The organism is Halorussus amylolyticus (assembly GCF_004143485.2).
GTDB lineage: Archaea > Halobacteriota > Halobacteria > Halobacteriales > Haladaptataceae > Halorussus > Halorussus amylolyticus.
The window spans coordinates 37,821-62,485 of sequence record NZ_ML974130.1; the positions used below are offsets into that span (position 1 = coordinate 37,821).

The window sequence follows — 24,665 nt, forward strand, 5'->3', positions numbered from 1 at the left end:
GAACGTACACCTCCGGCAAAAAGGTTGAGTATTGGCTCGTTATCGTCGGGCGATAGCCGACACTCGACTGTCGAAAAGCGGAACGGCCGCTACTGCCACTCGGGGAGGGAAACGCTTCCGGATACCGCGACCGAGAGCCACGCGCCGTCGTCGGTCATATCCGCGATGATGAGTCGCTCGGTCTGCCCATCATCGTCCAGCGAGGCCATGACCTCACACTCTCCGACCGAATTGGTCGCTGTGGCCGTGTTCGGGACCATATGTGGTAATTGGTATCACGGATTATAAACGCTCCGAAACTGGGCGAACTCGCCGGGGAATCGGCCGTTACTGGCGAGGAGCTGACGTCTTCACCGGACGCGAATCTGTTCAACCGCTCCGCCCGAGTGCTGCTTTTCGTGACGAGGTACCGTGGGTCTAGTTCTGACGCACCACGGTAGTTATTCGCTCTCAGCTAAAAACACGTACACGAATTCTAAATGTAATTATGTATCTGAAACAGATAGTCCCCCGTTAATAAACGGTAATTTTATCCGCACTGATTCACAATGACCCGTTGGATGACAGATACTGACAACCTGAGCCGCCGTCGCTTCCTGCAGGCGACTGGCGGTGCCGCATCGGCCGTCGCCCTCGCCGGGTGTACGGGGGACAGCGACGACGGTGGGAACGAGACCACCGAGTCCGGTGCTGACACCGAGGAGACGACCGCGGAAGACGAAACGACCGAGGTGGGCGATAACTATCTCCGCCGAATGAACTCGACGATGACCACGCTCGACCCGATAGAGGCGACCGACACCGCCTCCGGGGAGGTCATCCAGCAGCTCTTCGACGGGCTGATGAACTATCCGAACGCGGAAGTCGAGCCTGAGACGCAGATTGCTTCCGACTACGAGGTTTCCGACGACTTCACGACGTACACGTTCACGCTCAAAGAGGGTGCGACGTACCACAACGGCGACGAAGTGACCGCACAGGACTTCGTCTACGCGTGGGAGCGCCTCGCGGCCTCCGAGAATTCGAGTCGGGCGTACTTCATCCTCGACTCTATCGGCGTCGTTCACGAGACCGACGACGAGGATGCCTACCAGCCCGAGTCGATGGCGGTCGACGCGACCGACGACTACACCATCGAGATGGAGCTCGACGGACCGTTCCACGCCACGCTCCCGATGCTGGCGTACACCTCGTTCGCCGCGATTCCCGAGGGCATCCTCGGCGATATCGACGGCTACGACGGCGAGATGGAACACGAGGAGTTCGCGACCGAGTCCCCGGTCGGTGCCGGCCCGTTCGAGTTCGACACCTGGGAGTCCGACACCGAGTGTATCGTCACCGCGTACGGCGACTACCACGGCGACGCCGCCAGCATCGACGGCGTTCACTGGAACATCTCCTCCGACGCGAACGCCAAGTACACCTACGCCGTGGTCAACCAGAACGCCGACCTGTTCAGCGACTTCCAGACGTCGCAGTACGACCCCGACAAGGTCAGCGTCGAGAACACCGACGACCTCGGCCGCGAGACCGGAACGTACGGTCCCACGACGAGCGACGCCACGCTCAACTACGAGGCTGTCTCGACCATCAACGCCTACTACGTCGGCTTCAACACCGATGCGGTCGAGAAGCCCGCGCGTCAGGCCGCCGCGTACGCGATGAACCAAGAGGAAGTCGTCGCACAAATCTTCAAGGACCGCGGCACGCCCGCGTACCACTTCACCCCGCCGAACGCCTACCCCGGCGGAGCGCCCGAGTACGACGCCCACGCCGAGGAAAGCTACCCCTACGGCTACAACGAGTCCCAGCTCGACCAGGCTCGACAGGTCATGGAAGAGGCTGGCTACAGCGACAACGAACGCTACGAGTTCACGATGACGGTGTACGAGTCCTCGGACACGTGGGAGGACGTCGCCGTTCTCCTGCGCGACCAGCTCGCGAGCGCGTACATCGACATGGAAGTCGACAGCGCGCCGTTCTCGACCCTGCTCGAACGCGGTCGAAACGGAAACCTCGAAGCCTACTCGCTCGGCTGGGTGATGGACTGGCCCGCACCGGACAACTTCCTGCAGTTGCTGAACCCGCCCCAAACCGACACCGACCTCGACGCGCCCATCTCGTACCTCAACTGGATGGACACCGACGCGGCCGACACCGCCGAGGAAGCGTGGGCGACGGTTCAGGACAACCTCGCGCCGACCGACGAGGCCGAACAGGCGCGTAACGAGGCCTACGTCCAGATGGAAGAGGCCAACTGGGAAGACGTGGCTCTCCTCCCCACTTACCACCTGCTCGAAGAGCGGTTCAGCTACGACTGGGTCGATGTGCCCCAGTTCGGTGGTGGCGGATACAGCCGTCAGATGTACAACAACGTCGAACTCAGCGAACGCGACAACTAACGACTCACCGATTTCCTTTATTGACACGCTCGGCGGCACACCGATAGCGGCGGATACGGCGTCCGTTCGCGAACCGTCACCCGACAAAACGCAAGACACAATGAGAAACCGGTCAACGAAGCGCAAGACATAATGATACGTCCCGCAAATTCATCACGCATGTGCGCGGTCCAGTTTGGGAACATACAATTCGACGCGCGTAGCCGCATCCACGGCGGTGGTTCGCCGTGAGCAGGTGGCGGTACTTCGCGAAGCGTGTGTTATTGTCCATCCCGGTCTTGGTGTTCGGGGCTTCGATTACGTTTCTGGTCATCAGAGCCGGACCACTCGACCCGGTCTCGGCGATTCTCGGCCCGCAGGGTGACCCGCAGGCGTACGAGGCCATCGAACGGCGACTGGGATTGAACCAACCGCTCTGGCAACAGTACATCGACTACATGGTTCGGCTGTTCACCTTCGACCTCGGTCAGTCATGGGTGGTCCAGCCCAACACCAGCGTGTACGAACTCGTGCTCAGCTACGCGCCCAGAACCATCTGGCTGGGCTTCTGGTCGGTGCTCATCGCCATCTTCATCGGCATCCCGCTCGGCTTCTACGCGGGACTCAATCCGAACACGTTCAGCGACTACGTCGCGTCGTTCGGTGGTATCGTGTGGCGTGCGATGCCGAACTTCTGGCTCGCGGTCATCCTGATGAGCGTCCTCTCACAGTCCGAGAAGATACTGTTCGGATTCGACTGGGAGGCGTGGCTCGTCCCGACCATCGTGACGGGACCGCCGCCGCTTCCGGACCCCATCTGGGGGCTGTTCACCAACCCCGACCAGTTCCTTCGGGCACTGAAGAAAATCGCCCCGGCCGCAATCGTTCTCGGCTCGGCGTCGATGGGTAACGAGATGCGTATCGGCCGAACCGCGGTCCTCGAAACCATCAACTCCAACTACATCGAGACCGCGAAGGCGAAGGGCGTCCCGCCGCGGTCGCTCGTGTGGAAACACATCTTCCGGAACGCGCTCATCCCGCTGGTGCCAATCATCACCGGCGAGGCGTTCCTCCTCATCGGCGGGTCGGTCCTCGTCGAGACGGTGTTCGACATCAGCGGCATCGGATTCCTGTTCTTCCAGGGCATCACGAACGGTGACATGCCCCTCGTCGGGTCGCTGATGTTCATCTTCATCCTGCTGGTCGTGGTGATAAACATCGTTCAGGACCTGCTGTACACGATAATCGACCCGCGAGTCGGCTACGACGGAGGTAACTAATATGAGCGGAGTCAACGACGACGCCGACGCATCGCTCGTCGAACGCATTCGAGAAACGCCCCAGCCAGCGATGCGGTGGCTCGCGGGCGCGCTGGCGCTGTTCGTCCTCGAAGCCGGTGCGGTCGTCAATGCGGTCACCGGACTGTTCGGCTCTCCGGTCGATATCCCGACGCTGCTCTCGCGGGACGTCATCCCGAACAACGGCTATCAGACGCCAGCGGGTGTCTGGGAGGAGACGTTCCTCGGTCTCTCGGCCGGACAGGCGTGGGCGTTCCGCGTCGTCCTCATCTACCTGTACGCGTTCATCGTGGCGTGGTGGGTCTGGCGGGGCTATCTCGTCTTCCGAAAACACTACCGTCACGCCGACTGGACGCCCCGCGACGACATGGTGGACCGACTTCGGGGCCACCGATGGGGGCAGTTCGGCGCGATTATTGTGTTCATGTTCGTCGTGATGGCGCTGTTCGCGCCTGCGCTCGGCCCGACGACGGTCGAACGGACCATCTCCGACCCGTACTCGTATCACGTCGAGTACTACGAGGACGGCGAACTCCAGAACACCACGGTCGGACAGGCGAACCTCGGTTCGCGGTCGCAGGGCAACCCCGACCGAAACGTCGGTCCGATGCAGTACGACGACTTCGGTCGGTTCCATCCGTTCGGAACGATACCGAGCGGGAAGGACATGTTCACGTTCATGGCCGCGGGGGCGCGGGTGTCGCTGTTCATCGGTCTGGTGTCAATCGGCATCAGCGGGTTCATCGCCGCGGCCTTCGCGTTGCTGACCGCCTACTACAAGGGACTGGTCGACCTCGTGGTCGTCATCACCGGCGACTCGATAATGTCGCTCCCGAGACTGCTGTTCGTGATGCTGTTGTCGGTGGTGCTCGGCGGGTCGTGGATATCGAGCATCTACAACGGCGGCTTCCTGTTGGCGCTCATCTTCGCCGGGACGGGTTGGCCGTTCCTCTGGCGGTCGGTCCGCGGTCCGGCGTTTCAGGTGGCCGAACAGGAGTGGATAGACGCCGCCAAGAGCTTCGGTCAGAAACCGCGGGTGACGATGCAAAAGCACATGGCACCGTACATCCTCGGCTATCTGTTGGTGTACGCCTCGATGAGCCTCGGCGGCATCATCGTCGCGGTCGCGGGCCTCTCGTTCCTCGGACTCGGAATCAGCCCGCCGACGCCCGAGTGGGGCCGCGCCATCGACATGGGGCAGGCGTACGTCACCACTTCCTCGTGGCACATCTCGTTCATCCCGGGCGTGATGATTGTGCTGGTCGTAACCGCGTTCAACGCGCTGGGCGACGGTATCCGTGACGCCGTTGACCCGCAGAGCGAGGGCGGCGACACGAGTACTGAGGCCACCGCGGGCACCGGAGGTGGTGCCTGATGGCACAGACCGAACGCACCGAGACTCGCAGCGAGCAGGAGCCGCTGCTCTCGGTGGAGAACCTGCAGACGGCGTTCTTCACGGATAAGGAGGTGATTCGGGCGGTAGACGGCATCAGCTTCGACATCCGGCGGGGCGAGACCGTCGGCATCGTCGGCGAGTCCGGGTCCGGAAAGAGCGTCACCGCCCGGTCCATCATGGGACTGGTCGATACGCCCGGTCGAATCCTCGACGGTAGCAGCATCCGGTTCGACGGCGAGGAACTCACCGACAAAACCGAAAAGGAGTACCGCAACATTCGGGGCGGCGACATCGCGATGGTGTTCCAGGACCCGCTCACCAGTCTGAACCCCGTCTACTCGGTGGGCAACCAAATCAAGGAAGCCCTCCGACTTCATCAGGGGATGAAGGGCGCGCAAGCCACGGAGGAAGCCATCGACCTCTTGGAGGCGGTGGGCATCCCGGACGCCTCGCGGCGGGTCAAAGAGTACCCCCACGAGTTCTCGGGCGGGATGCGCCAGCGCGCGGTCATCGCGATGGCGCTGGCGTGTGACCCCGAACTCCTCATCTGCGACGAGCCAACGACCGCGCTCGACGTCACGATTCAGGCCCAGATTCTCGAACTGCTCGACGACCTGCAGGAGAAGCGCGACCTCGCTATCATGTTCATCACCCACGACATGGGCGTCATCGCCGAGACGTCCGACCGAGTCAACGTGATGTACGCGGGCGAAGTCGTCGAGAGCGCGCCCGTCGAGGAACTGTTCGCGAATCCACGCCACCCCTACACCCAGGGACTCCTCAAGTCAATTCCGGGCAATCAGCCCGACGCCGACCGCCTCGAAACCATCGAGGGCGACGTGCCGACACCGAACGAACCCGCGACGTACTGCCGGTTCGAACCCCGATGTCCCAAGGCGTTCGACGACTGCACTCGGGTCCACCCCGAAGGGGTCGAAGTCAACGCCGACGCCGACGACCACACCGCCGCCTGCCTGCTGTATCCCGAAGACGAGTCTCGGGAGGAGGCGGTCGCAGTCCACGACCGACGCGGCAACGACGAGGAGGTGACCAACGAATGAGCGAACAGATACAGGAGTCGGTGAGTGTCGCGACGGGCGAGACGCTCGTCGAAATCAACGACCTCAAGACGTACTACGACGACGGCGCGATTCTCGATTCGAACCCGGTCAAAGCCGTCGATGGCGTCAACTTCGACATCAAGCGCGGCGAGACGCTGGGACTGGTCGGCGAGTCCGGCTGTGGCAAGACCACGCTCGGACGCACCCTCATCCAGTTAGAGGACGCCACCGATGGCGAGGTGTTGTTCGATGGGACGGACGTGACCGAACTGTCGGGCACCGAACTCAAGAACTGGCGGCGCAACAGCCAGATGGTGTTCCAGGACCCCGAATCGAGTCTGAACGACCGGATGACCGTCGGCGAAATCATCCGCGAACCGCTCGACGTTCACGCCTGGAACACGCCCCAAGAGCGCCGCGAACGAGTCCGGGAACTCCTTGACGTAGTGGGGCTTCGCCCGGAACACTACTACCGGTACCCCCACCAGTTCTCGGGCGGCCAGCGCCAGCGCATCGGCATCGCGCGCGCACTCGCGCTCGAACCCGAGTTCGTCGTGCTCGACGAACCGGTGTCGGCGCTCGACGTGAGCGTCCAAGCCCAGATTCTGAATCTCTTGGAGGACCTCCAAGACGAGTTCGGACTGACGTACCTGTTCATCGCCCACGACCTCTCGGTCGTCCGGCACATCTGTGACCGAGTTGCGGTGATGTATCTCGGCCACGTGATGGAACTCGGCGACAGCGAGGAGTTGTTCGACAATCCGAAGAATCCGTACACGCACTCGCTGCTGTCGGCGATTCCCGAACCCGACCCGACCGCGAACAAAGAGCGCATCACCCTGCGCGGGACGCCGCCGAGTCCGCGCGACCCGCCGAAGGGGTGTCCGTTCACGACTCGGTGTCCGATGAAGATTCGGCCCGAGAAGTATCAGAACATGGACGCCGACCTCTGGGTCGCCATCGAGGTGTTCCGCGAAGTCCTGCGCGAGCGTGCGCGCGCCGAGAAGACGCTGACCGAAATCGCAAAGGAGAAACTCGGGATGGACACTCGGTTTTCGAGCATCGGCGAGATTCGGACCGAACTGTTCGCGGAGTTGGACGTGCCGAGCGAAGTGCGCGAGCACATCGACACTGCGGCGACGTACGTCGCGAACAACGAGGAGGCGAAGGCGCGCGAGTATCTCGGCGAGGAGTTCGGAAGCATCTGTGACTCGGAGACGCCCGCCCACCACGTGGTGAGCGACACCGGCCGGGCGAGTACGTGCCACCGTCACCTCGCTGAGTACGACGAACCCGACGAGTTCACACCCTACACCGAACGGTGATGTCTTCGACCGCCTCGCGCCGCGCTCGGCAGGCGCTCGACGCGCTCGCGTACGCCCTCGCGGTTGCGGCAGTCGTGTTCGCTGGCGGCGCTGTCGTCGGGTTTGCGGCGGGAGGCGGTCTGGTGACCGCGAAGTTCGTGATGTTCGTCGTGGGGTTGTTGCTGTTCGGATACGGGACGTTTCAGTTGCGTCCGAGTCCGCCGTGGGGGACCGAATCGACCGAAGACGGCGAACTGAAGGTGACGCGAAACACCTCGAACGGGAGGGTGGTCGGGTCGCGCGACGAGACCCGATTTCAGGCGGCGGTCCAGCAGATTCCGCCGGTGTCGCGCTACCCGCTCGCGCCCGACGATAGGCTCTCGGACGGCGCGAAGTTGTTCCTCGCCAGCCTCGCGGTGCTCGCGTGGTCGTTCGTCATGGAGACCGTCTTCGGTGTCGGGGTGTGACTCGGCCGCCGTGACGACCGCCAAGCAACAAATTTTACCGCCAGCAGGTAGACAGACACACGTATGCCAGAGACCGGGGCCGGGGACGACACCGACTACGCCGAGCAGATTGCGGCCAGCGCCGACGTTCACAAGAACGCGTGGCAGCGCACCATCGAGGACATGCAGACGATGGCCGACGACCTCGAAGCCGAGGGGTGGGATGTTCTGCCCATCGGCGCGGGCCACACCGCACCCACCAACCCCGACGCGGGCGAGACCGACCGCTTCGGACTCGTCCACGTCGTGCCGGGCAACAAGGCCGAGGCGTTCGCCGACGCGGTGGAGACCGGGAAATTCCCGAAGTATCAGGTGTTCCGCAACGAGATGCAGGGCCGAGTCTTTCTGGTGACCCAACTGCTCGACCCCGATACCGAGCAGGCCATCCTCATCGCGGGCAACTTCGAGGTCCGCCACGCGGCCGGTCTGGTCAAGAACGCGCTCGAAGAGGACGTGATGTACACTCACGTCCAGAAACTCGACAAGACGCACTTGGGGTCGTTCCGCCACGACGACGTGGAGAAGTTCTTCCCGAATCCGGAGAAGTACACGGGCTACGGCGTGGAGTTCGAGGTCGATTCGGACGGGGACGACTCGGAGTAATCACTTCGCGAAAGCTATTGTTCCAGGGACGTTTCGGGCAGGGTCTTCGCTCGCTTTAGGTACTTTTCCAAGTCGAGTGTTCCACCGGTATTTGGCGGGTGGATATAAATACCTCTATACATAAGACCGCGGAATTTTGGCCTGTCGAGGGTTTGAACGGAGGTATTGACGGTGTTAGAAATCGCAGTGGATTCGTTGATTGTTCCACCCTATTTTTGCGTCCGCATATATTACCAGGGGCCGTTTTTACGGAACCATGAGAAAGAGAAGCTTAGATGGTGAAAAACTCAGCCCCGCAGATCAGAATGTCTGGTACGGTCTCAACAAACAGGTGAGCACAGAATGACTGTGGGTTCTGCATTTTTTATCGGCCTAATTGGACTGATTGGTCTGATAGCCGTGATGGTAATTATTGCATCAAAAGATTGGTCCTGCTTTAGCCTGACAATGGAGTTGGGCGAGTTTATCAAGGCCGAACTGTCAGCAGAGCGCCCTGACGACGAGTACCGTCAACGGTAGCTAGCTAGCTTCGTAGTAGTGGCCGCGTCCACTGGAGGACGACACAAAGCTAGCTGTTGCTTCCACCAATGAGAAACCGCACAGCACCGCGACCGCACCTCGCCCTCCCCAACCGCCTGCGTTGCTCGCTTCGCTGTGCTACTCGGCCCTCGCGCGGTTCGGCGCGGCCACTGACGGGCCGCGCCAGCGCGCGCCGGGATTGGTGTCCCACCGAGCGCGTCGTGGTTTGGTTCGCTCTAGACCGATTTCAACGACCGACGACCACCGCGTACTCCCGGTCCAAATTTCCCACCGCTACGAGTGTTCGCTTCGTAGACTACAAGAAGGCCCAACACGTACGCGCCGAACATGAACGTCGGCGAAGCCATGACGCCACGCTCGGAAGTCGTCACCGCGACCATTCCGGGCACCCGTGACGACGTGCTCGAATACCTACAGGAACGCTCGTTCTCCTCGGTCCCCGTAGTCAAGGAGACCGACGACGGCGAGGAGTTTCAGGGACTCGTCTCCCGAGACGACCTCATCGAGAACCCCGACGAAGACCAACTCGCCATTCTGATGCGCGAGGTCCCGACCACGACTCAGGACACGACCATCGAGGAGGTCGCGGCGCTGATGGTCACCGAGGGAACCCGGCGCGTGCCGGTCGTGGACGGCACGCTAGAGGGCATCGTCACCGTGACCGACGTGGTCCGGGCCATCGCCGACGGGGACGCCGACGGCGAGACGCAGGTCGCCGAGTTGGCGGCCCGCGACGTGAACACCACCTACGACGAGGTGCCGCTCACGGTCGCCGAGCGCGAACTCTACTACGCCAACCTCCCCTACGCGGTCGTGCTGGACGCCGACGGCGAGATGGACGGCGTGCTGACCGAGGTGGACATCATCGACGTGGCGCGCGTGGTCGAAGGCGAAGCCGACACCGGCGACTCCATCGCCGACGACGACGACGACTGGAAGTGGGAGTCCATCAAGGCCGTCGGCAAGCGCTACCTGCCGACCCGGAACGTCGAGATTCCGGCCGCGCCCGTCCGGGAGTTCATGACCCACGACGTGGTGACGGTCTCGGGGACCAAGACCGCGAAGGAGGTCGCCCAGATGATGCTCCGCCACGACATCGAACAGATTCCGCTGGTCAACGGCGACGAACTCACGGGCATCGTCCGCGACATCAATCTCCTGGAGGCGCTCCGATGAGCCGCGACCTCGTGGAACTCGCCAAGCGCCGGGGTTACTTCTTCCAGTCGGCGAGTGCGTACGGCGGCGTCTCGGGCTTCTACACCTACGGCCCGGAGGGCGCGACCCTGAAGGACAACGTCGAGGACGCGTGGCGCGAGCGGTTCCAAGTTCGGGAGGGTCACCGCGAAATCGACGCCCCGACCGTGATGCCCGAACCCGTCTTCGAGGCGTCGGGTCACCTCGACACCTTCGACGACATGCTCGTTGAGTGCCCCGAGTGCGGCGAGAGCCACCGCGCCGACCACCTCATCGAGGACAACACCGACATCGAGGAGGCCGAGAGCATCCCGATTTCCGAGGTCGAGGACCTCATCGCGGACCACGACCTCCGGTGTCCGAACTGCGACGCCGAACTCGCCGGGGTACCGGTCGAGGACTTCAACCTCATGTTCGAGACCAACATCGGTCCGGGCGACTCCTCGCCGGGCTACCTCCGGCCCGAGACCGCGCAGGGCATCTTCGTGGAGTTCCCCCAGCTCGCGGAGTACGCCCGGAATCAGCTCCCGTTCGGTATCACGCAAATCGGCAAGGCCTACCGGAACGAAATCAGCCCCCGGAAGTCCATCATCCGGGTCCGGGAGTTCACGCAGGCCGAGTTGGAACACTTCATCGACCCCACCGAGGACGAACCCCCGCTCGACCGCGTGGCCGACGTGGAACTCACGCTCTATTCCGCCGAGGAACAGGAGAAAGACGACGGCGAGTACGTCACGAAGACCGTCCGAGAAGCCGTCGATGAGGGCATCGTCCACGAGTGGATAGCCTACTACCTCGGCGTCGGCAAGCAGTGGTACGAGTCCATCGGCGTGGACATGGACCGGTTCCGCTACCGCCAGCACCTCCCGGGCGAGCGCGCCCACTACTCGGCGGACTGCTGGGACGCCGAGAGCGAGGTGGACGGCGACTGGATAGAGATTACGGGCTACTCCTACCGGAGCGACTACGACCTCGGCAAGCACGACGAGTACTCCGACGACGACTTCACCGTGTTCAAGCAGTACGACGAGCCGAAAGTGGTCGAGCGCGCCACCGTGGACCCCGACATGAGCTACCTCGGTCCGGAGTTCGGCGGCGCGGCGGGCGACATCGCTGACGCGCTCGAAACGCTCGCCGAACGCGACCGCAAAGCCTTCGACGGCGAGGAAGTCGCCGTCGAAGTTGGCGGTGAGGAGTACGCCATCCCGACCGAGAAGACCGGCTTCTCCGTCGAGGAGGTCAAGGAGACGGGCGAACACGTCCTCCCCCACGTGGTCGAACCGTCCATCGGTATCGACCGCGTCGTCTACACCGTCCTCGACCACGCCTACGAAACTGACGAAATCGAGGGCGAGACGCGAACGCGTCTCGCGCTCGAACCCGCGGTCGCGCCCACCTTCGTCGGCGTGTTCCCGCTGATGGACAAGGACGGCATGGGCGAGGTCGCCCGCGAAATCACCGACGACCTGCGCGCGGCGGGTCTCGACGTGACCTACGACGACTCGGGTAACATCGGTCGGCGCTACCGCCGACAGGACGAGGTCGGCACCCCGTTCTGCGTCACGGTGGATTACGAGAGTCTGGAAGACGACGCAGTCACGCTCCGCGAGCGCGACTCGACCGAACAGGTCCGGGTGCCGATTTCGGACCTCGACGACCTCCTCGCCGACCTGCAGGCGGGCGAAACGACCTTCGCGGAACTCGACGCGCCAGCGCCCGAGCAGTGACCGTGGCAGGGGAACTCAAGCGCCGACTCGTCCACGTCAGCGGCACCGGCTACCCGGCGCTGTTCCTGCTCGGTCTCGCGAGCTACGACCAACTCCGCCTCCTGCTCGTCGCGAGTTCGGTCGCCGCGCTCGCGCTCGAAGCGGTGCGTTTACTCGTCGGTCTCGACTGGCGAATCTTCGACGAACTCACCCGCGAGTACGAGCAGGACAACGTCGCGGGCTACGCGCTCTACATGTTCGGGATGACCGTGGCCGCGCTCGCGTTCGAACCCCGCGTTGCGATTCCCGCGATGTTGATGCTCACCATCGCCGACCCCATCAGCGGCCTCGTCGGGTCGGGCGAACTCGGCGTGAAAGCCGCCCACACCCTCCTGCTCACGTTCGGCGTCTGCGTCCTCATCGCCAGTCTCTCCGGGCTTCCCGTGATTGCGGCCATCCTCGGCGCGCTCGCGGCGACGTTGGCTGACGGCGCGAAGCCGGTCATCTCGGGCTACGTCGTCGACGACAATCTCACGATTCCGGTGGGCGCGGCGGTCGCGATTTATCTGTCGCTGCAGTACCTGCCGACGGTGACATTCTGAGAACGCGCGAGTTCACCGCGGCCGGGCCGAAACTGGCTTTTTCGCCTTCGTTTCACTTTCACCCCGCAACGCGAACCCTTTAATCGCTTGCCGACGAACCTCTCCACGAATGGCGACGACCGGCGAGCAGCAGTACGTCGAACACGAACTCCTCGTCCCGGAGTTCATCGAGCGCCGACTCTACCAGCTACAGCTGGCGGGGTCGGCCAAGGACACCCACACGCTGGTCTGTCTGCCGACCGGTCTCGGCAAGACCACGGTCAGCCTGCTCGTGACCGCCGAGCGACTCGCCGACGTGGGGGGAAAGGTGCTATTTCTCGCGCCGACGAAACCGCTGGTCCAGCAACACACCGACTTCTACCGCGAGGCGCTCGACGTACCCGACGACGACATCGTGATGTTCACCGGCGAGGTGAGTCCCGACGACCGGGCCGAACTCTGGCAGAGCGCGCGAGTCGTCATCGCCACGCCGCAGGTGGTCGAGAACGACCTCGTCGGGAGTCGGGTCGATTTGGGCGACGTAACCCACCTTACCTTCGACGAGTGCCACCGTGCGACCGGCGACTACGCCTACAACTACATCGCCGAGCGATACCATCAGGACGCGGCCGACCCCCTGATAACCGGGATGAGCGCCTCGCCGGGCGGCGACGAGGAGGAGATTCTCGACGTGTGCGAGAACCTCGGCATCCGGAACGTCGAGGTGATGACCGAGGAGGACAGCGACGTGGACGAGTTCACCCACGACACCGAAGTCGAGTGGGAGCGCGTGGAGTTACCCGACGAGATTCTGGAGATTCGAGACGCTTTGAACGAGGTCATCGAGGACCGACTGGAGAAACTCAAGACCCTCGGCATCACGCGCAAGACCAGCGCCGACCTCTCGGAGACCGACCTCAAGAAGATGCGGGCGGAACTTCAACAGCTCATCGACAACGACCAGTCGGAGGGGTTCAAAGGCATGTCGGCGCTCGCGGAAATTCGGAAGCTCCGGACCGCGGTGACCTACGTCGAGACCCAGAGCGTCGAGGCGCTCGGACGGTACTTCGAGCGCCAGCGCAACGCCGCCCGGAGTTCCGGCGCGTCGAAGGCGAGCCAGCGGTTCGTGAGCGAACCCAAGGTCAAGGAGGCGATGCGTCGGTGCGAGGAGTACGACGGCCTCCACCCGAAGTACTCGCGCGCTCGCATCCGCATCGCCGAGACGCTCGGCATCGAGAACGGCGAGCGCGTCATCGTGTTCACCGAGTCCCGCGACACCGCCGAGGCGCTCACCGACTTCCTCGGCGCGCACTTCGACACCCAGCGGTTCGTCGGACAGGGCGACAAGGACGGGAGCGACGGCATGACCCAGAAACAACAGCAGGAGACGCTCGACCGCTTCCGGGCCGGGGAGTTCGAGGTGCTTGTCTCGACTTCGGTCGCCGAGGAGGGCCTCGACGTGCCCGAGGTGGACCTCGTGCTGTTCTACGAACCCGTCCCGACCGCCATCCGGTCAATCCAGCGCAAGGGTCGGACCGGCCGACAGGCCGAGGGGAAGGTCGCGGTCCTGCTCGCCGAGGACACCCGCGACGAGGCGTACTTCTGGATTTCGAAGCGACGCGAGGACGAGATGGAGGACGAACTCCGGAAACTCAAGGGGGTCGCCAGCGAGATGGAGGACGAACTCGACGACTCGCAACGACAGTTGGGCGACTTCGGGAGCGACCCGAAAGCGACCGCCGAAGCGTCCACGAGCGAGGTCGAACACGGCTTGCAGGAATTCGATACCGGGGAAGCTAACACCGGGGACGCCGACGCCGAGGACGCCTCGGCGTCGGCGTCCAGCGAGAGCGAAGATACTGACGAAACCACCGATGGCGAAACCGAGACCTCCGAGTCGGGCGAGACGGTCGAAATCGTGGCCGACCAGCGCGAACTCGACTCGACCATCGCCCGCGACCTCTCGACCCGCGAGGGAATCGAGACACGACTCGAAACCCTCGCGGTCGGCGACTACGTGCTGAGCGACCGCGTGGTGGTCGAGCGCAAGTCGGTCTCGGACTTCCTCGACACCCTGACCGGCGGAGACAGGTCCCTGTTCGACCAGATTCGGGACGCGACCCGCCACTACGCCCGGCCGATTCTGATTCTGGAGGGCGGCGACCTCTACGAGGAGCGCAACGTCCACCCGAACGCGGTTCGCGGAGCCTTGGCATCGCTCGCGGTCGATTTCGGCGCGAGCGTCCTCCGGACCCGAGACGAGGCCGACACCGCCGACCTGCTGGAGGTCGTAGCGACTCGCGAACAGGAGAAAGACGACCGCGAGGTGTCGGTCCACGGTGAGAAGGCGAGCAAGACGCTCGCCGAACAGCAGGAGTACGTGGTCGGGTCCATCGCCGACATCGGCCCCGTCACGGCTCGCGCCCTGCTGGAGGAGTTCAGAACGGTCGAATCGGTGATGACCGCGCGCGAGGACGACCTGCTGGAGGTTCAGGGCGTCGGGCAAGTCACCGCCGAGCGAATTCGGGAAGTCGTCGGGAGCGATTACGACGAGTAATCGCGGCTGACCGCCGTAAACGGTTCTGAACGATGCCCGGGAATGCTCCGATTACTCGGTAGGATACTGCCACCCCCGCACATGCGTAATGCTACCTTGGAACGTGGTAACACGGTTTTACGCTCGCGTTGTCGGGTGAAACTCGGCGAAACGGCTGTTACCAATTAAACTCCCGGCTATCGTCAGGTAGGTACTGAGTAACATGACGTACGACTTCCCCTCCGCCCGAACCTCGGAATTCGACGATTCGCGATACGACGGGTCGAGCGACGGACCCCACGCCGCGGACGAGCGGCGGTTGTACGGTGAGCCGCACCACGAACCTCGAACCGAGTACGACGAGCAGGCGCTCTACGGCGACCCGCAGCACGAACCCCGCGACGAGAACGACGACTCCCGCGACATCGAAGTGCTGTTCGCGCGGATGCAGGCCGCGCCGGTCATCCGACCGCGAACGCTCGGACCGCGGACGCCCTCGGCGGTCGAGACGACCGAACGATAGCGAGAGACCGGCCGACAGCGACGGCCCGGCCGACAGGGGCCGGACCCTACCGATTCGCCCGGTCGAGCGCCGCAAGCGCCTCGGCGGCCTCGCGCGTGGCTGCGAGCAGGTCGCGCGCCCGAGCCACGTCGTCGGTCTCCTCGGCGCGGCGCGCGAGGTCGGTCAGCGTCCGGACCAGCGATTCGCGGGCCGGGGAGAGGTCGGCCGTCCCCGCTTTGCTACCGGAAGCCGACCGCCCGGAGTGGTCGTGATTTCGGCCCCGCTGTGAGGGCGGGTCGCGCAGATTCGAGCGGTCGGCGTGTCGGTCCGCGACCCGAACGCCGTCGATTTCGACGCGGGGCTCGTCGGTGCTTGCTCCCTCGGGTTCGTCGGTCGTTCGGTTCGCGGCTTCGGTTTGGGTGGTCGGGTCGGTCGGCTCGCCTCGGTCGTCGTCGGCCGACTCGGTCTCGTTTTTCCCGGCGTCTGCAGCTTCGCCCCGTCCCCCATCGACTTCGCGCTGGCAGGTCGGACAGAACTCCTGACCGTCGTACCGGAAGATGGGGTCGCCACACTCGTTGCAGTGCTTGCCGGTCATCGTCGCGCCCTGCAAGAGGAGTTCGCTCATCCGCTGGGTGTTCTCGCGGTCCTTCTTGTCCTGCTCGTACTTCTCGCGGAGCTTCTCTCGCTCGGCCTCCTTGTCGAAGCCCGAATCGTCGCTGCTCATGTCGGGTAGATGGTGCCGATTGCCGAAAAAGGTCGTGTTCTCGGGCGTTCGACGCGCCGGAAGCGTCCCCTGCCGTCTCTCCCTCTGTTTTTCGGGATTTCCGAAGGGCTTAACAGATTTGCGGGCGGGGATTCACGTGGTATGACGAAAATCAGCGTGGTCGGCGCGGCCGGAACCGTCGGGGCCGCGGCGGCGTACAACATCGCGCTTCGGGACATCGCGGACGAACTCGTTCTCGTAGACATCCCGGACAAGGAGGAAGACACCGTCGGGCAGGCCGCCGACGTGAACCACGGCGCGGCGTACGACGCCAACACGACCGTCCGACAGGGCGGCTACGAGGCGACCGAGGGGTCGGACGTGGTGGTCATCACCGCCGGAATCCCGCGCCAGCCCGGCCAGACCCGAATCGACCTCGCGGGCGACAACGCGCCCATCATGGCGGACATCGGGTCGTCGCTCGCGGAGTACAACGACGACTACGTCACGATTACGACCTCGAACCCGGTGGATCTCCTGAACCGCCACCTCTACGAGACCGGCGACCGGTCGCGCGAGCAGGTCATCGGCTTCGGCGGCCGACTCGACTCCGCGCGGTTCCGGTACGTCCTCGGCCAGCGATTCGACGCCCCCGTTCAGAACGTCGAGGCGACGATTCTCGGCGAGCACGGCGACGCGCAGGTCCCCGTCTTCTCGAAGGTCCGCGTGAACGGCAACGACCCCGAGTTCGGCGACGACGAGAAGGACGAGATTCTCGACGAACTCAAGACCAGCGCGATGAACGTCATCGAGAAGAAGGGCGCGACCGAGTGGGGTCCCGCCACGGGCGTCGGCCACATGGTCGAAGCTGTGGTCCGGGACACCGGCGAGGTCCTGCCCGGCTCCATCGCGCTCGACGGCGAGTACGGCCACGACGACGTGGCGCTCGGCGTCCCCCTCAAACTCGGCTCGGACGGCGTCGAGGAAGTCGTGGAGTGGGACCTGACCGAGTTCGAGCGCGAACAACTCGGTGAGGCCGCCGACAAGCTCGCAGAGCAGTACGAGAAAATCGCCTGAGGACTTCTCTCCGAACGACTTTTCGACTCTTTTCGACGACCGTCGCCAAAGTATATCGGTACGGAGGTACAAGACCCGCGCATGTCCCGTGAGCAGACTCTCTCCCGCGAGCGAACCCGCTCGTCCACCCGAGACCAGCCCAACACCTTCGTGAACGCGCTGGTCGGTGCCGTCGTCACCGTCGTCACTGCGCCGCTCCTCCCATTCGCCGCCATCATCGGCGGCGGCGTCGCGGGCTTCCTCCAGCGCGGCGACCTCGCTGAGGGCGCGAAGGTCGGCGCGTTCGCGGGAGCCGTCGCCAGCATTCCGGCCGCGCTGGTCGCGTGGCTCGTGGTCGGCTTCTTCGGTCTCGGCTTGGGCCTCGACCCGCTCTTCGGACTCTCCATCGTCTTCGCTGGTCTGTTGTTGCTCGTCGTCGCGGGCTATCTCGTCGGCGCTGGTGCGCTCGGGGGCGCGCTCGGCGCGTACCTGCGTCAGGAAATATAAGTTATTTTGCGTTTGTGCGGTGCGAACGTACCACTTTTATCAACTGGTACTGAAACTCTCTCAAGAACAGTGTCCCACGAAGCCGGGATAGAACTGCCTCTCTCGCCAGAATCGCTCGACAGCGGAACGAGCGTCCTCGTCACCGGGGAGCCGCTGACGGGAAAGCGAGCCGTGATGCTGGAGCTGTTGGACACGCCGGACCGTGGAGCCATCCTCGCGACGACCAAACAAGATGGGACACGGTTGCGCCGAATCTTCGACCAGCGATACGACCTCGACGCGTGGGACCTCCGCTTGGTAGACTGTGTGAGCAAGGGCCAGTCTCTCGACGGCGTTCGAGACACCGACACGGTGCGCTACGTCACCGACTCGGGCGACCTCACCGGAATCGGCATCGAGCTTTCGGGGTTCATGCGGGAGTTCTATCACGACGAGGACATCGAACACGCGCGTCTCGGATTCGATTCGCTGTCGCCCGTCCTCATGTACGCCGACCTCCGACGGGTCTATCAGTTCCTCCACGTCGTCACCGGGCGAATCGCGAGTTCGGGGTTCACGGGCGTCTTCACCCTCGATACGGTCGGCGGCGACCGCCAAATCTCCGGGCAACTGACGCAGTTGTTCGACGCGCTCGTGGAGGTCAGAGAAACAGACGACGCCACCGAACTACGCGTCCGCGGCGGCGATTTCGGCCCACGGACGTGGACGGCGTTCTGAGCAGTCCTTCGCTCGCCTCGAAATCCCTCGCTCGCGCAGGAGACCGTCACTCGTCTTGGAGATACCGCTTCGCCAAATCGACCACGGGGGATTCGCGCCGGTCGAACACGAACGCGAGACCCGACCACTCGCGGTACGGGAAGTGGGCGACCTGCACGTTCTCGTACCACCGAATCGTCGCGTCGAGCGTCCCGAAATCGAATAGCGGTCGCTCTCGCGGCGGGTCTCCCAGCCCCTTCATCACGATGGTCTCGATGCGCTCTTCGAGTTCGTCGTCGGTGTACTGCTCGCGAACGTCCTCTCTGATGAACAGCACCTTTGAGTCGTCGGCAGTGAATCGGACCGCGAGACGGAGCGGTGCGTCCGTCTGCTCGCGGAGCTGGCTGATGAGGTCTCGAATGTCGTCGTTCACGTCGCGCAGTTCGTCGGATATCTCGTCGAGTTCCTCGTCGAGATTCTCCCGCGGTTCCTGTGGCGTATCGACCATGTTCTCGAACGGACCGAAGTGCGGTCGATGTATAACAGTTAGTGAAATCGGCGTCTGCGTTACCCAGACAGAAATCGACTTCACGGAGGAGTCCGAATCGCCGAGCATGCACGACGAACGCTCCCGCGAACTGTACGACCGGGCGCTCTCGGTTCTCCCCGGCGGCGTCAACTCCCCCGTCCGAGCGACCCGACCCTACCCGTTCTTCGTCGAGCGCGGGGACGGCGCGCACGTCGTCGACGCCGACGGCAACAAGTACGTCGATTACGTGATGGGGTACGGCCCGCTCCTGCTCGGCCATGACCTGCCCCAGCAGGTCGAATCGGCCGTCCAGTCGCGACTCGCCGACGGCCCGATGTACGGCGCGCCCGCCGAGGTCGAGGTCGAACTCGCGGAGTTCATCGCCCGCCACGTCCAGAGCGTCGAGATGGTGCGGTTCGTCAATTCGGGCACCGAGGCGACCACCTCGGCTGTTCGACTCGCGCGCGGGCACACCGGCCGCGACAAAATCGTCGTCATGCAGGGCGGCTACCACGGCGCGCAGGAATCGACCCTCGTTCAGGGCGAGACCGGCGCGGTCGCGTCCCCGAGTTCGAACGGCATCCCCGACGCCTTCGCGGCCGAGACCATCACCGTCCCGTTCAATGACGAGGAGGCGGTTCGCAACGTGTTCGAGGAGCGCGGCGACGAGATTGCCGCGGTCCTCGCCGAACCCATTCTCGGCAACTGCGCTTCGGTGGGGCCGGTCGAGGGCTACCTCGAAACGCTCCGGGAGGTCACCGACGACCACGGCGCGCTCCTGATTTTCGACGAGGTGATGACCGGGTTCCGAATCGGCGGACTTCAGTGCGCCCAAGGAAAGTTCGGCGTCGCGCCAGACCTGACCACCTTCGCGAAGGTCATCGGCGGCGGCTTCCCGGTCGGTGCGGTCGGCGGTCCCGCCGAGATTCTGGAGCAGTTCGCGCCCACCGGCGACGTGTTCCAGGCCGGAACGTACTCGGGCCACCCGCTGTCGCTCACGGCCGGACTGGAGATGCTCCGGTTCGCGGCCGAGAACGACGTGTACGACCACCTCAGCGATTTGGGCGACAAAATGCGGTCGGGCCTCACGGACATCCTCGAAGACCGCGCGCCGGAGTACACCGTCCTCGGCCACGACAGCATGTTCAAGGTCGTGTTCACCCGCGAGGGGCCGCGCGACACCGAGGGCCAGTGCGAGGCCGGATGCCGCCAGAACCCCGACTGCCCGCGATTCGGCTACTGCCCGAAGAACCGGGCCGACGTGGCGGCCGCCGAGACCGAGCGGTGGGAACGCCTGTTCTGGCCCGCGATGCGCGAGCAGGGGGTGTTCCTCACCGCGAATCAGTTCGAATCGCAGTTCCTGAGCTACGCGCATACTGAGGAAGACGTGGAGGAGACGCTGGAAGCGTACAAGGAAGCGTTGTAGCGAGCGAGAACGCTCCCAGTTATCAACACATATAATCTCCGACACCTATTTTAAATCATCGTTTGAACTGGATTTCGTACATACATGTCGTTCGGAGAATCTGGTCCGGCTGTCGAATCGAAATGGATGACGGTCCTCGAATACTCGATGTTCGGTTTCCCCGCGATGGTGGGGCTCGTCGGTCTGTTCCTGCTATACTCGTTTCGGGCACCTACCTTGGGAGAGCCACTGCTTGCAGGGTTGGGGGTGGTCCTCGTTGCGAGCACGCTCGGAGGATTCGTACTCGCGATTCTCATCGCCGTGAGCGTGTACGGCGATGCGAAGGCGGTCGCGAGCGCGGACGGAGAGTGGAACCCCTCACCGATACTGTACGGACTCGGCGGATTTTTCCTCTCCGGACTCGTCGGTGCTCACTACCTCTACAATCGGTATCGGTACACCACCACGCCGTCGAACGACTGGAACGGTTGGTGGTACGGCGTCGTCGCCTGTTTCGCGGTCGTCGTCGTGTCTGGTGTGGCGTCGGTTCTCGCGCTTCCGTTCACCGTCGGAATGTTCGGTGTCCTCTTCGTCGGTGGGGGCGTGCTCCCAATCGCGATTTACAAGGACGCGGTCAGCGTCCGAGCGACCGACAGCGACTGGGTTCCCAATCCGATTAATTACTTCTTCGTCATCCTCGTTTGCGCCGTCACCGTCGTCGTCCCGGCGGCCGTGAGCGGTTACTACCTGTTCAAGCGCCACCGACACGTCGGTGCTCCCTGAGAGCGCTTTCGGCGCGCTCTACTCCTCGGCGACCTCGACTCGCTCGCGGAGCCACGCGACCGCATCCGCCACCTCCTGGGCAGTCGTCCCGCTCACTTTCAGCCGATTCCGGGCCTCCGTGGCGGGGTAGCTCCCGACCGTCACGTCGAACCGCTCGCGGACGCCCGCGAGCGGTTCGACGACCGACGCCTCTGGTTGGGGCGTGTAGAGCGTGGTCGAGACGGTGTCGCCGCCGAACTCCCCGGCGACCTGCTCGAACAGCGCGCGCATCTCGGCCGGGACGCCCGGAAAGGCGTAGACGTTGTCGAGGACGCACCCGGGGCACAGCCCCTCGGGATTTATCAAGGCTCGACTTCCCGCCGGGAGCGCGGCCCACGCGTCCACATCCAAGCTTACGTCGTGGGCCTCGACCGTCTCGGGGTTCTCGTCGCGGTACGCCGCCACGGTTGCGAGCACGTCGTCGTGGACCGCGCCGTCCACCACGAGGTCGCGGCCGAACGCGTCGGCGATTGCGTCCCCGGTCACGTCGTCGTGCGTGCCGCCGAGTCCGCCCGTGACGACCACCGCATCGAAGGCGTCGGCCCACTCGCTGACGGTCTCGGCGATGAGTTCGCGGTCGTCGGGCACCGTAAGGATGCGCGCGACGGTCGCGCCGCTGTCGGTGAGTCGTCGGGCGAGCCACGACGCGTTCGTGTTCTCGGTGTCGCCCGCGAGCACCTCGTCGCCGACGGTGAGAATGGCGACTTCCATCGACGGAAGGAATGCGATTCCCAAATAAAAGCCGTCCGGTCGGCGAGGCGTCGAGGGTGCCACACGGCGGACCGTCGAGGGCGTCACACGGCGGACGAGCGTTCGCACGCGAACGCTCGTCCGCCACCGCGCTCGCCCGCGTTCGTCCGTACGCTCGCCCGCGTGCGACACTCGTTTATCGGTGCGCTCCCAACGCCGACTATGAGCAGTTCCGGCTACGCACGCGGAACCGACGGCTCACACCACTGGTACTGGGTGGCGGCCATCCCCGGCGCGTTCGTCCTCTGGGTGGCGACCCTCGCGTGGCTCGCGCTCGCGGCGTCGTTCGAGGCGTTCTCGTTCGGTGCGAGAGTGGTCGAACTCTCGATGGTCGCGCTCGGCATTCCGTTCGCGTTCCTCACCGCGTACTTCCCGGTCGCGGTGTATCGGGACGCTAACTACGTGAACCGGACGAGCGGGAAGTGGGCACCCGAGCCGATGCGCCAGGCGCTCGTCGCGCTCGCCGGTCTCGTCGTGCTGGTCGCGGTCGGAGCGGTCCTGTTGGTCCTCCGATTTCCGGTCAGTCCCGTCGTGCCGATTATCGCGGGCTTCGTCGCGAGCGTCCCGTTCGCGGTGTACTACCTCCGAAAGCGCGGGCGGTACGTCGGCGTCCCGAGCGCGCCGTGGACGTAGTTCGAGTGTGTCGTGAACGCACTCACAAACCGAGTCTGAGCGCGCGATTCGCCGTCAGAACCGCGAACCCGACGGCCATCACGCCCGCGAGGAGACCGAACCCGACCGTCCACCCCGCGGTGTCGGCCAGCACGCCGACCACGACGCTCCCCGTCGCGCCGAGCAGCATGTAGACGGTCCGGACCAGTCCGAAGCCAGCGCCGCGTTCTTCGGCCGAGAGCTTGTCGATGAACCGGGACTGAAGCGGCGCGCCCCAGCTCATCGCTACGCCTGCGAGACACACCCCGGCGACGAACGTCGAGAGACCCGACCCCCACGCGAGCGCGCCGTACCCGAGTACGCCGAGTCCCATCGACAGCGAGGCGGCGGCGTCTCTGTCGAAGCGGTCCGAGAGCCACCCCATCACGGGCTGAGTCGAGCCGTGGACGACGAAGTAGAGCGAGAACAGGCCGCTCGCGGTCGTGGCCCTCAGCCCGTGATGCTCGGCCAGAAACGTCGGCAGGAACGACGCGGTCGCCTGCCACGTGAACGCACCGGCCACCGCGAGAACCGTGGTGTAGACGATTTCCGGCCGGGAGAGGAGTCGGACCAGCGGGCCGAGCGCGAATCGCTCGCGCATCCGCTGGTCCGGTCGCTCGGGTTCGGTGGGCCGCACTCGCAGGGAGAACGCGACGAACGTGGGTGCGGCCACCACCGCGCCGAGCAGGAGTGCGGGCCGCCAGCCGTACCGGGTCGCGACCGCGGCGGCGGCGACCGGAACGAGCAACCCTGCGAGCGGACCGCCCGCGACGTGGACGCCGATGACCCGGCCGATGTCGTCGAAGTGCTTCGAGATAAACGTGGTCGCCACGCTGTAGTGGAGGCCCGCCCCCGCGCCGAGCGCGACGGCGAAGAGTGCGAACGTCGGGTACGACGGCGACACCGCGAGCAGGAGGCTCGCGACTGCGGTGAGTCCGACCGCGGTCAGGATGACCCGGCGCTCGCCGAATCGGTCGCCGAGGACGCCGCTCGGGAACTGCGCGAGCGCGTAGGCCGCCCACATTCCGGTGAGTGCGATTCCCACGGTTCCGGTCGTGACCTCGAACGACTCGGTGATTCGGGGCACGACCGGGCTAATGGCGATTCGCGCGGCCATCGTGGCGAAGAAGGCGACCGTGGCGAGCGCGAGAACCGTGTGTCTGTATCGCCACTTCACTACCGAGCGTTGGCGGAGTCGAACGAAGTGGCTTTGGGGTCCGGCAATCTCGGTGGCGGTGTCTACCGCTCGACGGGAGTGATGCGAGCCGAAAGTGTTCACGCGCCAATATTTATGTGGGAGCGAAAACACTATCTGACAATGAAACCTCGACGCATCGGTGTGTTAGCAGGCGTTATCAGCGCGCTCGGACTCGTCGCCCAGTTCGCCCCCTCGGCCATCGTCACCAGATGGGTCAACAACGGGCTGGAAGGGGCAGTTCCGGTAATCGGTACCACAGGTCAATCTGTCGCTATCTACACTCTCATCGTCGAGAGTGCGGGACCGCTCTCGGCGCTCCTGTTGGCAATCGGATTCGGATACTACGCCGCCCGCCACCTCGACGTGGCTCGCGAGTACCGTCGATTTGGTGCGGCGGTCGTCGTCGGCAGTCTGGTCAGTGTCGGGAGTATCTGGGCGGTTTGGCTGTACGTCGGTCAGTCCATGTCGCCGAATGCAAACAGCGTCTTGCTGGCTCTCCTTGTCCTCGTGCGGATGATTGCCGAGGTTTCGCTCGTTGTCGTCGGTGTCTTCGCCGGAGCGGCGCTGTCTCACTTCCGGACGAACGAGAAGATGCCCGCTCGGCCGACCGACGCCGATACGGAGGAGTCCTCGGTGACGCGAGAGTCTACGACCGACAGTGCGGACGCTCAGTCGGCCTCTGCGTGAGAACTCGGTAAATCGGTTCGGCGACGGAGACGCCAGCCACAAAAACGGACAAG

The 24,665-nt window shown here is 64.4% G+C and carries 24 protein-coding genes; 19 read left to right on the forward strand and 5 right to left on the reverse strand.

Annotated features, from left to right (window positions below):
• Positions 1-89: 89 nt before the first annotated feature.
• A complete protein-coding gene (locus EKH81_RS19220; RefSeq protein WP_202935023.1) occupies positions 90-260 on the reverse strand; it encodes a DUF7556 family protein in 171 nt (56 codons plus the stop codon).
• 300 nt (positions 261-560) lie between these two features.
• Here EKH81_RS19220 and EKH81_RS00175 point away from each other — a divergent pair, with 300 nt between their 5' ends.
• From EKH81_RS00175 to EKH81_RS00230, 12 genes are all read left to right on the forward strand, one after another.
• Positions 561-2,402 (forward strand): ABC transporter substrate-binding protein, encoded by a 1,842-nt coding sequence (locus tag EKH81_RS00175; RefSeq protein WP_132059220.1) that lies wholly within the window; start codon positions 561-563, stop codon positions 2,400-2,402.
• 227 nt (positions 2,403-2,629) lie between these two features.
• Positions 2,630-3,661, forward strand: a complete 1,032-nt coding sequence (locus EKH81_RS00180; RefSeq protein WP_132059221.1) for an ABC transporter permease — start codon at positions 2,630-2,632, stop codon at positions 3,659-3,661.
• A gap of 1 nt (position 3,662) precedes the next feature.
• Positions 3,663-5,054 (forward strand): ABC transporter permease, encoded by a 1,392-nt coding sequence (locus EKH81_RS00185; RefSeq protein ID WP_132059222.1) that lies wholly within the window; start codon positions 3,663-3,665, stop codon positions 5,052-5,054.
• Complete coding sequence (locus tag EKH81_RS00190) at positions 5,054-6,136, forward strand: ABC transporter ATP-binding protein (RefSeq protein ID WP_132059223.1); 1,083 nt, start codon at positions 5,054-5,056, stop codon at positions 6,134-6,136. The genes EKH81_RS00185 and EKH81_RS00190 overlap by 1 nt, the downstream gene beginning before the upstream one ends.
• Complete coding sequence (locus tag EKH81_RS00195) at positions 6,133-7,461, forward strand: ABC transporter ATP-binding protein (protein WP_132059224.1); 1,329 nt, start codon at positions 6,133-6,135, stop codon at positions 7,459-7,461. The genes EKH81_RS00190 and EKH81_RS00195 overlap by 4 nt, the downstream gene beginning before the upstream one ends.
• On the forward strand, positions 7,461-7,907 hold the full coding sequence (locus tag EKH81_RS00200; RefSeq protein ID WP_132059225.1) for a DUF7555 family protein: 447 nt from the start codon (positions 7,461-7,463) through the stop codon (positions 7,905-7,907). Before EKH81_RS00195 ends, EKH81_RS00200 begins: the two co-directional genes overlap by 1 nt.
• 63 nt (positions 7,908-7,970) lie before the next feature.
• On the forward strand, positions 7,971-8,549 hold the full coding sequence (locus EKH81_RS00205) for a DUF7529 family protein (RefSeq protein WP_132059226.1): 579 nt from the start codon (positions 7,971-7,973) through the stop codon (positions 8,547-8,549).
• Positions 8,550-9,416: 867 nt separating this feature from the next.
• Complete coding sequence (locus EKH81_RS00210) at positions 9,417-10,265, forward strand: CBS domain-containing protein (RefSeq protein WP_132059227.1); 849 nt, start codon at positions 9,417-9,419, stop codon at positions 10,263-10,265.
• The gene (gene glyS / locus EKH81_RS00215; RefSeq protein ID WP_132059228.1) at positions 10,262-12,010 is read left to right on the forward strand and encodes a glycine--tRNA ligase; all 1,749 of its coding nucleotides are present in this window, start codon (positions 10,262-10,264) and stop codon (positions 12,008-12,010) included. Before EKH81_RS00210 ends, glyS begins: the two co-directional genes overlap by 4 nt.
• Positions 12,011-12,012: 2 nt before the next feature.
• On the forward strand, positions 12,013-12,591 hold the full coding sequence (locus EKH81_RS00220; protein WP_132059229.1) for a dolichol kinase: 579 nt from the start codon (positions 12,013-12,015) through the stop codon (positions 12,589-12,591).
• Positions 12,592-12,700: 109 nt separating this feature from the next.
• Positions 12,701-15,127, forward strand: coding sequence for a DEAD/DEAH box helicase (locus EKH81_RS00225; protein WP_162224331.1), 2,427 nt, complete (start codon positions 12,701-12,703; stop codon positions 15,125-15,127).
• Positions 15,128-15,329: 202 nt separating this feature from the next.
• Positions 15,330-15,629, forward strand: coding sequence for a hypothetical protein (locus EKH81_RS00230; protein WP_132059231.1), 300 nt, complete (start codon positions 15,330-15,332; stop codon positions 15,627-15,629).
• A 46-nt stretch (positions 15,630-15,675) separates the two neighbouring features.
• On the opposite strand, the gene EKH81_RS00235 is transcribed toward EKH81_RS00230, so the two are convergent.
• Positions 15,676-16,332: an Sjogren's syndrome/scleroderma autoantigen 1 family protein gene (locus tag EKH81_RS00235; RefSeq protein WP_132059232.1), complete on the reverse strand. Its 657-nt coding sequence runs from the start codon at positions 16,330-16,332 to the stop codon at positions 15,676-15,678.
• Between the two features lie 141 nt (positions 16,333-16,473).
• Here EKH81_RS00235 and mdh point away from each other — a divergent pair, with 141 nt between their 5' ends.
• The 3 genes from mdh (at position 16,474) to EKH81_RS00250 (ending at position 18,591) form a co-directional block, all read left to right on the forward strand.
• The gene (gene mdh, locus EKH81_RS00240) at positions 16,474-17,388 is read left to right on the forward strand and encodes a malate dehydrogenase (RefSeq protein ID WP_132059233.1); all 915 of its coding nucleotides are present in this window, start codon (positions 16,474-16,476) and stop codon (positions 17,386-17,388) included.
• 81 nt (positions 17,389-17,469) lie between these two features.
• Positions 17,470-17,874 carry a DUF5518 domain-containing protein gene (locus EKH81_RS00245; RefSeq protein WP_132059234.1) on the forward strand — a complete coding sequence of 135 codons (405 nt, stop codon included), beginning with the start codon at positions 17,470-17,472 and terminating at the stop codon, positions 17,872-17,874.
• A 69-nt stretch (positions 17,875-17,943) separates the two neighbouring features.
• Positions 17,944-18,591 (forward strand): DUF7504 family protein, encoded by a 648-nt coding sequence (locus tag EKH81_RS00250; protein WP_132059235.1) that lies wholly within the window; start codon positions 17,944-17,946, stop codon positions 18,589-18,591.
• A gap of 46 nt (positions 18,592-18,637) precedes the next feature.
• Here EKH81_RS00250 and EKH81_RS00255 read toward each other — a convergent pair whose 3' ends face one another.
• Positions 18,638-19,078: a DUF7522 family protein gene (locus tag EKH81_RS00255; protein ID WP_132059236.1), complete on the reverse strand. Its 441-nt coding sequence runs from the start codon at positions 19,076-19,078 to the stop codon at positions 18,638-18,640.
• A gap of 106 nt (positions 19,079-19,184) precedes the next feature.
• Between EKH81_RS00255 and hemL the strand changes: the two genes are divergently transcribed.
• Complete coding sequence (gene hemL / locus EKH81_RS00260; protein ID WP_132059237.1) at positions 19,185-20,525, forward strand: glutamate-1-semialdehyde 2,1-aminomutase; 1,341 nt, start codon at positions 19,185-19,187, stop codon at positions 20,523-20,525.
• A gap of 126 nt (positions 20,526-20,651) precedes the next feature.
• On the forward strand, positions 20,652-21,287 hold the full coding sequence (locus EKH81_RS00265; RefSeq protein WP_132059238.1) for a hypothetical protein: 636 nt from the start codon (positions 20,652-20,654) through the stop codon (positions 21,285-21,287).
• 18 nt (positions 21,288-21,305) lie between these two features.
• Here the strand turns inward: EKH81_RS00265 and EKH81_RS00270 are convergent, their stop codons facing one another.
• Positions 21,306-22,037 carry a competence/damage-inducible protein A gene (locus EKH81_RS00270; RefSeq protein WP_132059239.1) on the reverse strand — a complete coding sequence of 244 codons (732 nt, stop codon included), beginning with the start codon at positions 22,035-22,037 and terminating at the stop codon, positions 21,306-21,308.
• Between the two features lie 201 nt (positions 22,038-22,238).
• Here EKH81_RS00270 and EKH81_RS00275 point away from each other — a divergent pair, with 201 nt between their 5' ends.
• Positions 22,239-22,709 (forward strand): hypothetical protein, encoded by a 471-nt coding sequence (locus EKH81_RS00275; protein WP_132059240.1) that lies wholly within the window; start codon positions 22,239-22,241, stop codon positions 22,707-22,709.
• A 22-nt stretch (positions 22,710-22,731) separates the two neighbouring features.
• Here the strand turns inward: EKH81_RS00275 and EKH81_RS00280 are convergent, their stop codons facing one another.
• Entirely contained in the window at positions 22,732-23,904 is a 1,173-nt protein-coding gene (locus EKH81_RS00280; RefSeq protein WP_132059241.1) for an MFS transporter, read from the reverse strand.
• A 141-nt stretch (positions 23,905-24,045) separates the two neighbouring features.
• Between EKH81_RS00280 and EKH81_RS00285 the strand changes: the two genes are divergently transcribed.
• Positions 24,046-24,612, forward strand: coding sequence for a hypothetical protein (locus EKH81_RS00285; protein WP_132059242.1), 567 nt, complete (start codon positions 24,046-24,048; stop codon positions 24,610-24,612).
• Positions 24,613-24,665 lie beyond the last annotated feature (53 nt).